Source organism: Paraburkholderia sp. Ac-20336, assembly GCF_017105025.1.
Taxonomy (GTDB): Bacteria; Pseudomonadota; Gammaproteobacteria; order Burkholderiales; family Burkholderiaceae; genus Paraburkholderia.
Genome location: NZ_JAAGPS010000096.1, coordinates 14,331 through 30,061 on the forward strand (window position 1 = coordinate 14,331; position 15,731 = coordinate 30,061).

Here is a 15,731-nt window from a genome sequence, read left to right on the forward strand (position 1 = left end):
GATGGAAATGCGGCGCGTGGATTCATTTCACGCGTACACCTCAGCTAGTTCGCCTGCGAGCGGGCAGGCGCCGTGCAACAACCCAATAAAAGGTGGCGGTCCGGTAGTTATTGATCTAACGTCTGATCGAGGCAGGTTGGCCGTACGCTCATGCGGCGGTGGAGGGCGTCCTTGTGAGTTCGCGTTGGAAGATGTCTGCTGTTCGATTCGGGTAAATCGACATGAAAAAGAGTCTGAAGTTTGCCGCCTGTGTGCTTCTGCTCGTCGTGGTGAGAGCATCGGGGCAGTCGGCAGTTGCGTTGCAGTCGAGCATTGTCGACGCGGTCCAGCAGATGCACATGCCGAACGAGGGTAGGCCAAGCGGTGTGCCGCCGTCATACAGCTGGCAGACTCAACCGGTCGTCCAGGCCGGTAACAGCCCTCCGGCCGGATTCCATGCGATCACAGGATGGGGGCAGATATTTCTCGTTGCCGGAGCCGCGCCGGTGTCGCTAAACGTGTCGCTGAGAAATTTTCGCACCTATCTGCTCAGCACATCCGGCAAGCTGCAGTTGATTCAGTCCACCAATACGCTGGATGGCGCGCAATTCAATCCGGACTACCAGGGCAACATCAATATCCCGGCGGATATCCGTCTGGATTCGGGCGGTTACACGTCGGTCATGACGAATCCCAAGGCGGCATTCCATTTCTGGCCAACGGCCGGCAAGGTGAATTTCGATTCGAGCAATCTCGCGGGCATCCTGGTGGCGGTCGAGGCTCGAATCAATCCGGCGACAGGACAAACCGCCGCGGAGGTCGACAATCGATACGTGCTGTCGGTCGGCGCGGATTACTGGGCGGGCGTCAATTCCGTGTGGGACAACTATCGCAGCAGTGCCGGCGTTGCCGTGGGACGGTTCCAGTTTCTGACCACCGAATGGCAATGCTTCACGATGACGACGATTTTCGCGCGCAATCGGACGGCACAGACAACGCTTTTCTCGTGTTAGCAGGCCTCGAAGCCGGGCCGCATCAAAGGTTCGGGCCGGAGAGCGAATTCGACGAGGACGTCTTGCCTATTTTGCCGGTGCGATAGGCGTTCTGGCCATAAATGACACACCAGAAGACGAGAAGCGCCACCGCGTTTGCCGTGAACGGCGCATACATGATCCAGATTCTGGGCATGATGAATGGCGACACCGCAATGGCAAGCAGCGTCATGGCCTGCTTGATCAGAATCAGCCGATACCGGCGCGCGGCAATGAACCAGGTGTTCAGCCCGTCGTCGGCGAACATCACGATCGAGCAACCGGCGGCGTAGATCATCACAGGCGCGCCGGCCACGAATTTCGGGCCGTAGATCAGAAGAAACACCGCCGGTCCCACGAACAGGCTGCATACGAAAGCGACGGCCGCGAGCGCGCTCAGATAAACCCCGAGCCGGAGCGCTTTCTGGCGAAGCTGTGCTTCATTTCTCGCGATGAACACCATGCTGGGTGCGAGCGCGAGAGAGAGCGCCGCGCCGACGGAATTCCACTGCTCGACGAGCGAGGCTGCTGCCGCGTAGATACCCAGATCGGCTTTCGACATCAGCATGCCGAGCAGAACGCGGTCTATTCTCAGGATCAGGATGCCCGCGGCGACGGCCGGCCAGAATTTGAGCCCGCGCGTTACCAATGTTTTCGTCACGACTGTATCGCCGAGAAGCGACTTCGGTGTACTGAGCGCTAACTTGCGATAGCGGCGAAATGGCCCGGCCGCGGCCACGATGGCCTCGATGGGCCACGCGATCGAGGCAAACAGCGCGCCGGCCGAAAGGTGAGCGGCGAGAAACAGCCACAGTACCCGGACGCCGCTTGCCAGCGTCTTGGCGCGGGTGATGATCCATGGGCTTTTTTCGGCGTAGGCCATCAGCGAGCCGAGTGCGATCGGTTCCACGATGAGCAGGAAGCTTGCCACGATGGCGAGTTCGGCGCCGGCCCGCGCCATCAGGAACCATGCGCCCACGCAAAAGATCAGCATGACGCCGAGTGTCGAAAAGAGGCGCAGACGGAACGCGCGATAAAACACGATATGGCGCAGCCGCGGATGTTTGCCGAAGATCGGCGCGACGGATTGCGCGCTGAACAGAAGGGCGGTGCTTCCGACCACCGCCGCTAGCGACAACGCGAATTGCAATTCGCCGAACAGGCGCGCGCCGTAGATATTGGCAAAAAGATGATTGCTGGCGATCGCCGCGAGTGTTCCCACGACTTTTTCGCACAATACGCCTGTAAGCGACGAGAAAAGGAGGCGACCTAATGGTTTCACGATACCTCTTCAACCTGTACGTCGTGAAAGCGTGTTGCGTGAAATGAGCCGGACGCGATCGGAGGGAATCCGGCGCAAGGAAGCGAAATCACGTCATCCGTTTTCATTCTTCGTACCGGTTGAGTTTGACCTTCGCGCTCTGTGTATCGGAGGAGCGGGGGTGTGTTAAATCCGATGAGTCGGTCTTCTGACTGGTGAGTGCTCGTGTTGCTCGATACTTCCTTTCAGGAAGCGAGTAGAGATAGGCCGCCAATGAAATGTGGTCCTGTCCGAATTGCGCGATTGTTCCGGACAGGCAAGCGGATTGCGCAACGTTGAATGTGTCTCGTGTTTCAGTCAGTTTCGTGCGGGAACCGGTGCGCAATAGTTCATGACGGTCCGGGCAGGGCCCGTGTCACGCAAACGCAATCGGGAGATACAGACAGCCAGGGGAACTGCCCGTTCGATCCTGCACGGGCAGATACGCGAGACCTATGGCTTTATAGCGTGAGAGTTTGAACGGGAACGTGTCCTGTCGCACATTCCGCCATGACATTCAAAATCTCTAAATTACGCTGTATTGGGCAGACCTGAGAAATGACGCGAATCGGCAGATCGACCGGAGCTTTGACTCTTATGTCGTGGTAACGCGTCGGTCTGGAAATTTCTGCTGGTTTGCGCTGCGGGCGCTATGAGCGGGTTGGAGGTGCTGTGCGAAGCCGGGAGGAACTACTGATCCTGGAGCGCCGGCGGGACGAATACGAACGTCCTGGCCGGCTCGATCGAAACGCATCGATAGCGGGGGAGCGAGGACTCACTGCACTGCGGACAGATTCCCCACCTTCGCATTCCGCAAATACAGCACCGTCGACAACACCACCGCCGCGGCCGCGGCCGCCGCCGCGAACAGAAATACCGAGCCATAGCCGAACTCGCCCGCGATATACCCGGCCAACGGCCCGGTAATGCCGAGCGACAGATCGAGAAACACCGAATACGCCGACAGCGCCGCGCCGCGGCTCGCGGGCGGCACGAGCCCGACTGCCTCGACGCCGAGCGCCGGGAACACGAGCGCGAAGCCGAAGCCGGTCAGCGCGGCGCCCGCGAGCGCGACGTGCGGCTCGGGCGCGAGCCACAGCATCAGGAGACCCGCGCACTCGAACACGAACGACGCAATCGCGACGCGGAATCCGCCGTAGGTCTTGATCGTGTTCGCGAACAGCAGACGCGCGCCGATAAACAGCGTGCCGAACAGCGTCAGCGAGAGTGCCGCATTCGGCCAGTGCCGCGCCGCATAGAACAGCGTGATGAAGGTCGCGATCGAGCCGAAGCCGGCCGAGCCGAGCGCGAGGCCGATGCCGTGCGGCAGCACGCGCGTGAACACGCTGCGGTACGACATCCGCTCGCCGTGGACCAGCGGCACCGGCGCGATCAGCCGCGCGACGTAGTAGCCGAGCGCCGCGAGCGCGATCATCAGAATGCCGAGCGTGGTAAAGCCGATGGCATGCGAAATCGCCACGCCGAGCGGCGCGCCGATCGCGAGCGCGCCGTAGGTCGCAATGCCGTTCCACGAAATCACGCGCGCGTTGTTGGCCGTGCCCACCCGGCCGATGCCCCACAGAATCGCGCCGGTGCCGCACAGGCTCTCGCCGAAACCGAGCACGAGGCGGCCGCAGACGAGCAGCGCGAGGCTCAGCACCGGCCAGTGGCTCGTCAGCGCCGCGAGCAGCAGGAACACGCCGCTTGCGCCACAGCCGAGCAGCCCGATCGACACCGTGCGCTTCGGCCCGAGCGTGTCGGCCGAGCGGCCCGCGAGCGGCCGCGAGGCGAGCGTCGCGATGTATTGCACGCTGATCGCCGCGCCCGCCAGCACCGCGCTATAGCCGAGGTCGTCGTGCACGTAGCCGGGCAGCACCGCGAGCGGAATGCCGATCGTCAGATAGCAAAGGAAGGTGAAAAAAACGACCGGAATGATCTGCAGGGTCGTCGCAAATTCGCTGCGGTTGGGCGCGGAGTCGGTGGACATCGGGAAAACGAGACTTGAAATCGGCGGGAAGGCGTGATTCTCCCATGGAACCGATCCCCTTGCAGAGTTTGCTCAAAAATCGGTCAGATCGACCGTCCCGCCGGATTCATATAAAGGTCCGTTTTGCCGTGCCGACGTGGACTTGCAGGGGCTGGGAGCCGGCACCTGTCGTTACCCTGAGTGGCAATAAATCAATAAAAAATATACAAAAGTGGCAAAAATACATTGCCAACATAAGCACGGTGCCACGCAAATTCATCCCGATATCGTCTTGCGAATATGTCCCGCATGCGAATCGCGCTATGGGTTGCCTTTATTGACGGTGATAGTTTTCGAATCATCGCCGTGGCGCGTGCGCGCGGGCACCCAACAGAAGAGAGCAACGAGACATGACTGAGCCGATCCGCTTCTATCACCGCAACGCGATCCGCGAGATCAAAGACGCGCCCGTCACCCGCACGGTGTTGCAGTATCTGCGCGAGGACGCGCATTGCACCGGCACCAAGGAAGGCTGCGCCGAGGGCGACTGCGGCGCCTGCACGGTCGTGATCGGCGAGCGCAACGCGGCGGGCGGCGTCGACTTCAAGGCGGTCAACGCCTGCATCCAGTTCGTGCCGACGCTCGACGGCCGCGCGCTCTTCACGGTCGAAGACCTGCGTCAGCCGGACGGCGCGCTGCATCCGGTCCAGCAGGCGATGGTCGATTGCCACGGCTCGCAGTGCGGCTTCTGCACGCCGGGCTTCATCATGTCGATGTGGGCGCTCTACGAGAAGCACGGCCACGAACAGGGCTGCGCGAATCGCTCCGTGCCGTCGCGCGAGGCGATCGGCAATGCGCTCACGGGCAATCTGTGCCGCTGCACGGGCTACCGGCCGATCGTCGATGCGGCCGAGCGCATGTTCGAGGCGCCTGCGCCGAAAGCGCCGGTCGACGTGAAGGCGCTGGCCGCCGCGCTGGCATCGATCGAGCGCAGCGAGACGTTCCGCTACGAGCACGCCGGCCAGCAATTCGCCGCGCCGCGCACGGTTGCGGCGCTCGCGCAGATCAAGGAACAGGCGCCGGCCGCGCGCATTCTCGCGGGCAGCACCGACATCGGCCTGTGGGTCACCAAGCAGATGCGCGAGCTCGGCAACCTCGTCTATGTCGGGCAGATCGCCGAGCTGCAAAAGCTCGCAACCGGCGACGACTGGATTGAGATCGGCGCGGGTGTCAGCGTCGAAAAGGCGTATGCGGAGATCGCGAAGCAGTATCCGGAGCTGACCGAAATGTGGCAGCGCTTCGCCTCGCTGCCGATCCGCAATGCCGGCACGCTCGGCGGCAATATCGCCAACGGCTCGCCGATCGGCGATTCGATGCCGGGCCTGATCGCGCTCGGCGCGCGCGTGATCGTGCGCGGCGGCGAGATCGAGCGCGAGATGCCGCTCGAAGACCTGTACCTCGCCTATCAGAAGAAGGACATGGCCGAGCACGAGTTCGTGGTCGGCCTGAAGGTGCCGACGCGCGGCGGCGTGCGCGCGAACCTGCGCTTTCGCACCTACAAGCTCTCGAAGCGTTTCGATTCGGATATCTCGGCTGTTTGCGCGGCGTTCTCGTTCATTGCCGATGGCGACGTGATCCGCGAGCCGCGCATCGCGTTCGGCGGCATGGCCGCGACGCCGAAGCGCGCGCTCCATGCCGAAGCCGTGCTGCGCGATGCCGAATGGCACGAGGCGACCGCGCAGGCCGCGATGCTCGCGCTCGGCAACGACTACGCGCCGCTCACCGATATGCGCGCGACCAGCGACTATCGCCTCGAAGCGGCGAAGAACACGCTGTACCGCTTCTGGCTCGAAACGCGCACGAATCGTCCGCTGCCGAAGAACGCGCTCGACGTGCGCGCGGTCGCGCCGGCCGGCGCGAGTGCTTGAGCCCGGCGAGCCCAACGCGCGCTTAAGAAATACGGAGAACACCACAATGAACCAGCAAGCCGAACCGTTCCTGAACGAGCTTCAGGACCTCGACGACTTCACCCAGGTCCACGTCTCGCGTCCGCATGAATCGGCGCATCTGCACGTGAGCGGCCGCGCGACCTATACCGACGATATCCCCGAACTGGCCGGCACGCTGCACGCGGCGCTCGGGCTCTCGGCGAAGGCGCACGCGAAGCTCGTATCGATCTCGCTCGACAAGGTGCGCGCGACGCCCGGCGTGGTCGCGGTCTTTACCGCCGACGACATCCCCGGCGTCAACGACGTCGGCCCGATCGTCCATGGCGACGGTCCGATTCTCGCCAACGGTGTCGTGCAATACGTCGGCCAGCCGATCTTTATCGTGGTCGCGACCTCGCACGAGGCGGCGCGGCTCGGCGCGCGCCGCGCCGAGGTGGTCTACGAGGAGCTGCCGGCGGTGCTGACCGCGCAGCAGGCGCGTGCCGCGAACCAGTTCGTGCTGCCGCCGATGAAGCTCGCGCGCGGCGATGCCGGCACGAGGATCGCGCGCGCCGCGCGTCGCGAGGCCGGCGAGATGCTGCTCGGCGGCCAGGAGCAGTTCTATCTCGAAGGGCAGATTTCGTACGCGGTGCCGAAGGACGACGACGGCATGCACGTCTACTGCTCGACGCAGCATCCGACCGAAATGCAGCACCTCGTCGCGCATGCGCTCGGCGTTGCTTCGCATAACGTATTGATCGAATGCCGGCGCATGGGCGGCGGCTTCGGCGGCAAGGAATCGCAGTCGGCGCTGTTCGCCTGCTGCGCGGCACTCGCCGCGTGGAAGCTGCTGTGCCCGGTCAAACTGCGCCCGGACCGCGACGACGATATGATGGTCACCGGCAAGCGCCACGATTTCCACTACACATACGAAGTGGGCTACGACGAAGAGGGCGTGATCGACGGCGTCGCGGTCGACATGACTTCGCGCTGCGGCTTTTCCGCCGATCTGTCCGGCCCGGTGATGACGCGCGCGCTGTGCCACTTCGACAATGCGTACTGGCTCTCCGACGTGTCGATCGACGGCTTCTGCGGCAAGACCAACACGCAGTCGAACACGGCGTTTCGCGGCTTCGGTGGCCCGCAGGGCGCGTTCGCGATCGAGTACATCATCGACAACGTCGCGCGCTCGGTCGGCCTCGATGCGCTCGACGTGCGCCGCCGCAATCTGTACGGCAAGACCGAGCGCAACCAGACGCCGTACGGCCAGGTGGTCGAAGACAACGTGATTCACGAGTTGATCGACGAGCTCGAAGCGACGAGCGATTACCGCGCGCGCCGCAAGGAGATCGACGAGTTCAACGCGAACAACGAGGTCCTGAAGAAAGGGCTTGCGCTGACGCCGGTCAAGTTCGGCATCGCGTTCAACGTCACGCACTTCAACCAGGCCGGCGCACTCGTACACATCTATACCGATGGCTCGGTGCTCGTGAATCACGGCGGCACCGAAATGGGCCAGGGACTCAACACGAAGGTCGCGCAGGTCGTCGCGCATGAACTAGGCGTGGGCTTCAACCGCATTCGCGTGACCGCGACCGATACGAGCAAGGTCGCCAATACGTCGGCGACGGCGGCTTCGACCGGTTCCGATCTGAACGGCAAGGCCGCCCAGGACGCCGCGCGCCAGCTGCGCGAACGGCTTGCTGCGTTCGCCGCCGACCGCTACGGCGCGGGCCGCGTCAACGCATCGGACGTGCGCTTCGTGCACGACCGCCTGGTGGTGGGCGACGTGGCCGTGCCGTTCGAGGAAGTGGTCGCGAAGGCTTACCTCGCGCGCATTCAGTTGTGGTCCGACGGTTTCTACGCGACGCCCAAGCTCTACTGGGATCAGTCGAAACTGCAGGGCCGGCCGTTCTATTACTACTCGTACGGCGCGGCGGTGTCGGAAGTCGTGATCGACACGCTGACCGGCGAGATGCGTGTGCTGCGCGCCGATGCGCTGCACGACGTGGGCGCGTCGCTGAATCCGGCGCTCGACGTGGGCCAGGTGGAAGGCGCGTTCATTCAGGGCATGGGCTGGCTCACCACTGAGGAGTTGTGGTGGAACGCGGGCGGCAAGCTGATGACGCATGCGCCGTCGACCTACAAGATTCCGACCGTCAACGACGTGCCGCCGGTTTTCAACGTTCGGCTCTTCAAGAACCGTAATGTCGAGGACAGCATCCATCGTTCGAAGGCGACCGGCGAGCCGCCGTTGCTGCTGCCGTTTTCGGTGTTCTTCGCGGTGCGCGACGCGGTCTCGGCGGTCGGCGGCCACCAGGTCAATCCGCCGCTCAACGCGCCCGCGACCAGCGAGGAAATCCTCAAGGCGGTCGGCGCGGTGCGTGCCGCCACCACGGCCGCGCGGCAGGTGTCACGGTGAGTGTCGAGTTGCGGGAGCGCAGTATGGAAGCATGCCTCACTCATCTCGTGCGCGGCACGAGCGCACCGGGCGACGGCTCGGCAGTGCGGATCGGCCGCCGCCGCGTCGCGTCGGAGCTTGAACCGCGACCGGCGCCGATGCATATCGTGCTGTTCGGCGCGGGGCACGTCGGGCATGCGCTCGTGAAGCTGCTCGGCAGTCTGCCGTGCGTGGTGCAGTGGGTCGATGAACGCGACGAACTGTTTCCCGACGAAACGCCGCCCAACGTGCAGATCGAGGCGACCGACACGCCCGAGGCGATCGTCGACGCGGCGCCGCCCGGTGCCTGGTTTCTCGTGATGACGCACAACCATGCGCTCGATTTTTCGCTCGCGGCGCGCATCATGCGGCGGCGCGATTTCAGCTACTTCGGCATGATCGGCTCGAAGACGAAGCGCGTGAAATTCGAGCGGCGTCTGCTCGATCGCGGCGTCGAGCTCGAGCGGCTCGTGGAGATGACGTGTCCGATCGGCGTCGAGGGGATCGTCGATAAAGCGCCGGCGGCGATTGCGATTGCCGTGTGCGCGCAGTTGCTGCGGTTGAGGACGCAGCGGGCTACCGCGGCACCGGTTGACGGGCAGGTGCGGATTCGCGACGCGGATGTTAGCGAGCGGGCCGTCGTGCCGGCCACGGCGTAAAGCAGGGCACCGTTACGGCAAGACCACGGCACAGTAGCGGCACGATGACGGCGCAAGGAGTTTGCGAGAGCGTTCGATGAGGCCGGCGTTTATGCGCCGGCCTCATCGCTTTTTTGCGGCGGCGTTTTCGCCTGGGCTGTAGCGCGGCCTTTCGTCTCGGCTTCCGTGCGTGCTTCTGTCCGCACTTCCGTCGCCACGGCCGTGCGCACCCTCGGCGACCCCGGCTTCGCGCGCGGCATTTTCCGAGCGACCAGTTCATCCGATACCCCGGACATCAACGTTCTCAGCCAGCCGACGTCGCTCGGCCGATCCGGCTGCGGATGCCAGAGCTGATAGCACCGGATGCGCGGAAACGCGATCGGCACCTCGACGACCGCGAGCGGCAGCATGCTCGCGTAGTGCATCGCGAAGCGGCGCGTCGTCGTGAAGATCAGGTCCGATTGCAGCAGCGTTTGCGGCACGAGCCCGAAGTAGGGCAGCGTCGCGACGATGCGCCGCTCGGCGCGTGCTCGCGCGAAGCCGGTGTCGATCGCGCCGCCGCGCGCGCCGCTATACGGCGTCGGCGCGAGATGCGGCGCGGCCAGATACGCTTCGCGCGTGAGCGGCGCGCGCGTCAACGGATGATCGGCGCGCATCATGCACACGACGGTATCGGCGAACAGGTCGCTGCGCTCGAAGCGCGGATCGGGCTTCGGCCAGTTGCCGATCACGAGATCGAGTTCGCCGGCGTCGAGCGCGGCCGCATGATCGAGCAGCGGTCCCAGCGATTCGATTTCGAGCCGCGCGTGCGGGGCCGCTTCGCGAAACCGCGCGATCACGGTCGGCATGAAGAAGTCGTTCAGATAATCGGGCGCGGCGACGCGAAAGGTGCGGCGCGAGCGGCCCGGATCGAAGTCGCCGTGCGGCGTGGCGACGAAATCGACATCGCGCAGCACGCGTTGCGCGGCCGCGAGCAGCGACTCCCCGTATTCGGTCGGCACCATGCCCGACTTGCCGCGCACCAGAATCGGATCGCCGAGCGTTTCGCGCAGCTTGCGCAGCGCGGTGCTGATCGCGGGCTGGGTCTGGTTCAGACGCTGCGCGGTCTGCGTGACGCTGCGCTCGACGAGCAGCGTGCGCAGCACGCGCACGAGCCAGATATCGAGTGAGGCGGCGGCGGTGTCGTCCATGATGAAAGCGTGGCGCGGGCGGTCCGGGGCGGCGTGAAGCATGATGCGAGGACCGTCCGCCGCGCGGCGCGTGCGTGAATGCGAAGGTTATAACCTTAGGCCCGTTTGCGGGTGAGCGGCATAGCGGGCGCGGTATGGCGGGCATCAGCGCGGCGGGTTGCCGTGGTGGCTTCGCGGGAGCGGAGGCAGGCAGCGCAGCCGCGATGCCGCGACGCCGGCGGGAAAGCGGAAAGCCGGCACTCGAACCGCCCACCGCGTGCAACGCGACTCACCCCATGCCGCCCGCCGGCCGCGCACATGCGTTCATGCCGGCTCATAGGCACACTCGTGCTCGTCTACGTCTTCTCGACCGGCTTGTCCGGCAGCCCCCACGGCAGCGAACTGATCCGCTTCACCTCGCGCGACTCGAGCCAGTTCGGCGTGCGTGCGCAGTACAGCACCATCGGCAGCGCGTCCTCGCCCCAGAACAACTGATCGTTCAGACGAAACGTCGGCACGCCGTACACGCCGAGGCTGATCGCGTCGGCGGTATTGCGCTGCAACTGCGCCTTCGCGGCCTCGCTCCGGATCAGTTCGGGGCCGTCCGGCTGGCCGACGCGTGCGCATAGTTCGGCGAAGGCTTCGTCGCTCGACGGATCGCGTCCCTCGCGCCAGATGAAGCGGAAAATCTCGCGCACGAACTGGACGTCGCCGTTCGCGGCCGTGGCGAGCAGCAGCGGTTTCATCGAATCGAAGGGATGCGCGGGCGGCATCCTGTACGGAATGCCGAGCTGTTCCGCGCGAAACAGCGCGTGCCGGTACATGAACGTGCGCTTGGCGGGCACGCTGTACGCCGAGCGCTGGCCCCAGTGGCGATACAGATCGTTCAGCACGACCGGCGTGAACGCGAAGTCGAAGCCGGGCCATTTGTCGTGTTGCTCGAGCAACAGGTAGGTGAACGGCGAGACGAAATCGTAGAACCACAGCGGCTGTTGGGCGTCGATGCCAACGGTCATAAATGTCTCCCGGGTACCTGCTTCAGGACGGCGCGGACGGTGCGTCTGCTATTCCGTCGAAATCGTAACGATCTTACGCGGTGCGGCCCGCGCTTGCACCGGTCGATATCCCCTGGTGCAAGCGGGGCGCCGGTTTGCGCGGCTGCGTGCGGTGAACGAGGGGCAAGCCGCGCTGGTGCGAAAGGCATTCGAGGCGCGGGTGGCGCCGGCCTGCCGTGTGTTCAGTCTTTAAGGTCGCCGTCCGCTTCGCCGCTGCCGCGCGGATCTGCGCCGCTCTCCGCGTTCTGGCTCGTGCGGCCGCTGGTGTCGCCGCTGGTGTCGCCGTTTGCGGCACGGCTTGCGCGCTCGTCCGCGGCAACCGTCGGTCCCGTCGCCGGCTCCGTCGCGGCTTGCGCTGTCCGGCCGTCCGCTTCATCCGCGTCGTCTGCTTCGTCCAGCACGCCTTGCGTGTCGCGGCTCGCCATGAGCCGCCGCCGCACGAAGCCGATGTGCTCGCGCAGCACGTAGAACTGGTCCGCGTAGGCGAGCGGCATTTTCATGCCGTTGACCGAGTCCTCGATCGTGTCGAGCCGCTCGATCAGCGAGGTGCGCTCGGCGGCCGAATGCTCGCTGAGCGCGCTGCGCTCGATCGCGATCAGCGAGCCGTACCAGCGATAGATGCGCGACTTGACCCGCCATGCGTAAAGCCCCGGCACGACGCGCAGCGCCGGCACGAGCAGCACGATCAGCGGCACCACGACCACGAGCAGCCGGTCGGCGAGGCTTGCGATCCAGAACGGCAGCGTCCGGTACAGGAAGCTCTTGCCCGACTTGTAGTAGCGCGCGGCGTCGTCGGAGAGCGGGAAGTCGTGCGCGATCGGCGCGGGGAATTCGCCGGCGTGCTGCATGACCGTCGCGTGGCCGTGCACCTCGCGCGCGGCTTCGATCAGCAGATCGGAGAGAGCGGGATGCAGCGAGTCGCGCGCGACGAGCTCGGCGGTCGGCGCGACGATGTTGATCGAGTTCGCCGGCAGGTTTTGGCCGAGGTCCAGCGAACCCATCGGTATCTTCAGCTGGGTCAGATACGGAAAGCGGCGTGTGTACGCGTCGGCCTGCGTGAAATCGTAGAAGCGGATGTTCTGCGTGCGGTAAAGCTTGCCCATCACGGCGGGCTGCGCCGAGTCGCCGGCGAGAAAGGCCGCGTCGATCTTGCCGTCGATCAGCGCGTTGGCGGCTTCGTCGCCCGAGAGCGGCAGCAGCCTGGTCGCCCCGCCCGGCACGATGCCGTTGGCCTTGAGCAGCGCGAGCGCGAGTTCGCGCGTGCCACTGCCTTCGGCGCCGATCGCGAGCCGCTGGCCCTTGAACTCGGAGAGCCACTGCACGGGCGCGCCGCGATAGAAGATCGCGAGCGGCACGTAGGCGACGCTGCCGAGCGACATCAGATCCTTGCCCGCCGTGCCGGGCGTGACGCCGCTCTGCACGAAGCCGACGTCGACGTTCGAATTCGGGTCCGAGAGCCGCTTGAGGTTTTCGAGCGAGCCCTGCGAGTCCAGCACGTTCAGCGTGATGCGGTTGCGCGCGAGGATCGTCTTGTACTTCTGCGCGGCGTTCCAGAACGTGCTGCCGACGGGGCCGGCGCTGATCGTCAGTGTGCTCGGCGGTGCGGGCTGGATGAGCCGCACGGCGGCCCAGATCGCGACGATGGCGAGCAGCACGAGTGGCCCGAACGACACCGCGAGGTCGCGCCACGAGATCGCGACGAAACGGGCGACGAGACGAGGGGGACGGGTGCGGCCGGTGGCTGGCTTCATCGGATCAGGTGGCGGCGGTGGTCGTGAGGGCGAACGTGCGACGGTGTTGCGAAACGGCGAAGCGGTGCGGCATCCGGAGGCCGGAGCGGGCGGGCTGCGGGTCGCCGTCACCACGCGTCGCGCCGATGGTACCTGAGATTCGCGCGACGGCGAAACACGCGGCGCGGCGGTGCGCGGACAAAGGCGTAACAAATCGTGAACTCCACATGCGCTGGATGTGAGCGGCGTCTGAATCGCAATTGAGCCGCAAATCAGCCGCCTGCGGGCCGTCCGCGCATGGCCTCGCCCGTTCACTTTGCATTCCGGCATCCGCTGTCGCCGCGCCACGCCCGCCACTAAACCCTTTGCGCTTCTGTCCCGGCTAGATTAAATTGTGGATCGCTACCGCGAGCCAACGTTTGCGCGGCGCGATCCCGGCATGGCGGACAAGAACCGGGGGCGCCGGCGAATTTCGCGGTTTGCGGGTTCCCGTTCCGGGTCCGCGCGCCGTCCTGACCGGGCGGCACACGACGGACAGGGCGGCAGCCGGCCTCTCTCGCCTCTTGCGCACCGTGTCGTAGCCTTAACCGGTCGTCGCCGAAGCTCGCTTCGCGCCACGCCGGTTGCCCGTAGTCGTAACGAAACCGCTTGAGATGCGGTCCAATGTGAAATCAAGGAGAAGAGAGCTATGAAAACGGTCGGTGTTCTGAAAACGCTGGGTTCGGTGGTGGCAATGGTGGTGGCGTGCAACGTGTACGCTCAGGCAAGCGCTCCGGCAACGGATTCGACCGCGGCCACAGCCGCCAGCGTCAAGGCCGGCAAGCGCGCGAACCACCAGCTCGGCCGCAAGGTGCGTGCCGCGCTCACGAAGACCCAGGGTCTCGACGTGTCGAACATCGCCGTGCGCGCACGCGGCGGCGCGGTGACGCTGACCGGCTCGGTGCCGAGCCAGGGCCAGATCGATGCGGCCGGTACGGCCGCGAAGGGTGTCGCCGGCGTGACGTCGGTCTCGAACAAGCTGACCGTCATGCAGCAGTAAGATGCAGCAGTAAGCGCCACGGCGCACGCGCGGCGGCTCGCAAGGCCGCGCGTCGCCGGGGGCGGATTCGCGGACTGCCGCGAACGATCAACGCAGAACATGGCTCCGGCTCATCGCCGGAGTTTTTTTTCGCCTGCGCCTTTGCCTGCACCCTCGCTTTTGCCCTCGTCGTGACCGGCCGGTTGCCGATTGTGCGGAAGCGTCGCGAGAACCGGGCGACCGGGCTGCCGACCCCGGCGAGCCGCGCGCTCGCGCCGCCGTTCTGGCAGCGTTCCGGATTGGTGCGCTGCGACACAGTGCTGACGCACGCCGAGGCGTACTGTGACGTCTGGAACGGGAGCCGACGTCATGAAAACCACGCTGTTTCGCTATATCGATCTGCCGATCGGCGATCGGGCCGCTTTCGAGCTCGTGTGCGCGCGCCATGGCTTCGCACCCGCGCATTTCGACATCAGCGCCAGCGTGAGCGCGGACGAGCCCGCGCCCGAGCGTCTCGTCACCGTGCGGCGCGGCGGCTGGGCGCAGTCGTATCCCGATCGTCACGGGCAGTGGATCAGGCAGTTCGACGCCGATCTGACCTGCCGCTATTTCAAGTAGACGCCGCGCCGGCGCTCGGCGTCAGGACAGCACGAGCCTGACGCCGACCAGCGTCAGCGTGGCCGCCAGCAGATTGCGCAGCAGCGCATCCGGCGCCCGCGACGACAGATAGCTGCCGATCGCGATCCCCGGCAGCGAACCCACCAGCAGCGACAGCAGCATCGACCAGTCGACCGAGCCGAGCAGCCAATGGCCCGCGCCCGCGAGCAGCGTCAGCGGCACCGCGTGCGCGATGTCCGAGCCGACGATGCGCGTGGTCGGCAGCAGCGGATACAGCAGCAGCAACACCGTCACGCCGATCGCGCCTGCGCCGACCGAGGTCAGCGACACCAGCACGCCGAGAACCGCGCCCGTGAGCATCGTCAGCGCGAGCGTGCGCCCCTGGCTCGGGGCGCGCTGCTTGCGTGCCCCGAGTGCCGCGAGCTGCGGGCGGAACACGAGCGCGATCGCCGTGATCAGTAGCGCCGTGCCGAGCACGACCTGAATCAGCCGGCTCGCGCCGGGCGTGTCCATGCCGTGCCGATGCAGCAGGATCAGCGTGACCGTGGCCGCCGGCACGCTGCCGGCGGCGAGGCGCAGCGTGATCTGCCAGTCGACGGAGCCCTTCAGTCCGTGCACGAGCGTGCCGGTTGCCTTGGTGGCGGCCGCGTAAAGCAGGTCGGTGCCGACGGCGGTGGCCGGATGCACGTTGAACAGCAGGACGAGGATCGGCGTCATCAGCGAGCCGCCGCCGACGCCCGTCAGCCCGACCAGGAAGCCGACGAACAGGCCGGAGAAAGAGTACAGCAGATCGATGTGGGGAAGTGCCATTGAACGGACAGCTGACTGATCGGTGGTGAAGGGTTGGGCGGCAAGGCCG

The 15,731-nt window shown here is 65.6% G+C and carries 12 protein-coding genes; 6 read left to right on the forward strand and 6 right to left on the reverse strand.

The features are described 5' to 3' along the window. Positions 1-332 precede the first annotated feature (332 nt). A complete protein-coding gene (locus tag GXB81_RS22670) occupies positions 333-992 on the forward strand; it encodes a hypothetical protein (protein ID WP_205990373.1) in 660 nt (219 codons plus the stop codon). A 22-nt stretch (positions 993-1,014) separates the two neighbouring features. On the opposite strand, the gene GXB81_RS22675 is transcribed toward GXB81_RS22670, so the two are convergent. Then, on the reverse strand, positions 1,015-2,232 hold the full coding sequence (locus GXB81_RS22675; protein ID WP_167036212.1) for a hypothetical protein: 1,218 nt from the start codon (positions 2,230-2,232) through the stop codon (positions 1,015-1,017). An 853-nt stretch (positions 2,233-3,085) separates the two neighbouring features. Continuing rightward, positions 3,086-4,297: an MFS transporter gene (locus GXB81_RS22680; protein ID WP_205990374.1), complete on the reverse strand. Its 1,212-nt coding sequence runs from the start codon at positions 4,295-4,297 to the stop codon at positions 3,086-3,088. Positions 4,298-4,686: 389 nt separating this feature from the next. Between GXB81_RS22680 and xdhA the strand changes: the two genes are divergently transcribed. The 3 genes from xdhA to xdhC are packed head-to-tail and all read left to right on the forward strand — an operon-like array spanning position 4,687 to position 9,303. Beyond that, the gene (gene xdhA / locus GXB81_RS22685) at positions 4,687-6,204 is read left to right on the forward strand and encodes a xanthine dehydrogenase small subunit (RefSeq protein WP_205990375.1); all 1,518 of its coding nucleotides are present in this window, start codon (positions 4,687-4,689) and stop codon (positions 6,202-6,204) included. 46 nt (positions 6,205-6,250) lie between these two features. Next, a complete protein-coding gene (gene xdhB, locus GXB81_RS22690; RefSeq protein WP_205990376.1) occupies positions 6,251-8,626 on the forward strand; it encodes a xanthine dehydrogenase molybdopterin binding subunit in 2,376 nt (791 codons plus the stop codon). 23 nt (positions 8,627-8,649) lie between these two features. Then, the gene (gene xdhC / locus GXB81_RS22695; protein WP_241016478.1) at positions 8,650-9,303 is read left to right on the forward strand and encodes a xanthine dehydrogenase accessory protein XdhC; all 654 of its coding nucleotides are present in this window, start codon (positions 8,650-8,652) and stop codon (positions 9,301-9,303) included. Between the two features lie 89 nt (positions 9,304-9,392). Here xdhC and GXB81_RS22700 read toward each other — a convergent pair whose 3' ends face one another. The 3 genes from GXB81_RS22700 to GXB81_RS22710 all read right to left on the reverse strand — a co-directional run bounded on the left by GXB81_RS22700 (position 9,393) and on the right by GXB81_RS22710 (position 13,257). Next, the gene (locus tag GXB81_RS22700; RefSeq protein ID WP_240158606.1) at positions 9,393-10,472 is read right to left on the reverse strand and encodes a LysR substrate-binding domain-containing protein; all 1,080 of its coding nucleotides are present in this window, start codon (positions 10,470-10,472) and stop codon (positions 9,393-9,395) included. Between the two features lie 335 nt (positions 10,473-10,807). Further along, positions 10,808-11,467 (reverse strand): 2-hydroxychromene-2-carboxylate isomerase, encoded by a 660-nt coding sequence (locus tag GXB81_RS22705; protein WP_167036224.1) that lies wholly within the window; start codon positions 11,465-11,467, stop codon positions 10,808-10,810. Positions 11,468-11,688: 221 nt separating this feature from the next. Next, positions 11,689-13,257, reverse strand: a complete 1,569-nt coding sequence (locus tag GXB81_RS22710; RefSeq protein WP_205990377.1) for a TAXI family TRAP transporter solute-binding subunit — start codon at positions 13,255-13,257, stop codon at positions 11,689-11,691. Between the two features lie 667 nt (positions 13,258-13,924). Here GXB81_RS22710 and GXB81_RS22715 point away from each other — a divergent pair. Both GXB81_RS22715 and GXB81_RS22720 read left to right on the forward strand, forming a co-directional pair. Next, entirely contained in the window at positions 13,925-14,275 is a 351-nt protein-coding gene (locus GXB81_RS22715; protein ID WP_167036230.1) for a BON domain-containing protein, read from the forward strand. A gap of 348 nt (positions 14,276-14,623) precedes the next feature. Then, the gene (locus GXB81_RS22720; RefSeq protein ID WP_167036233.1) at positions 14,624-14,872 is read left to right on the forward strand and encodes a hypothetical protein; all 249 of its coding nucleotides are present in this window, start codon (positions 14,624-14,626) and stop codon (positions 14,870-14,872) included. A gap of 21 nt (positions 14,873-14,893) precedes the next feature. Here GXB81_RS22720 and GXB81_RS22725 read toward each other — a convergent pair whose 3' ends face one another. Continuing rightward, positions 14,894-15,682 carry a sulfite exporter TauE/SafE family protein gene (locus tag GXB81_RS22725; protein ID WP_167036236.1) on the reverse strand — a complete coding sequence of 263 codons (789 nt, stop codon included), beginning with the start codon at positions 15,680-15,682 and terminating at the stop codon, positions 14,894-14,896. Positions 15,683-15,731 lie beyond the last annotated feature (49 nt).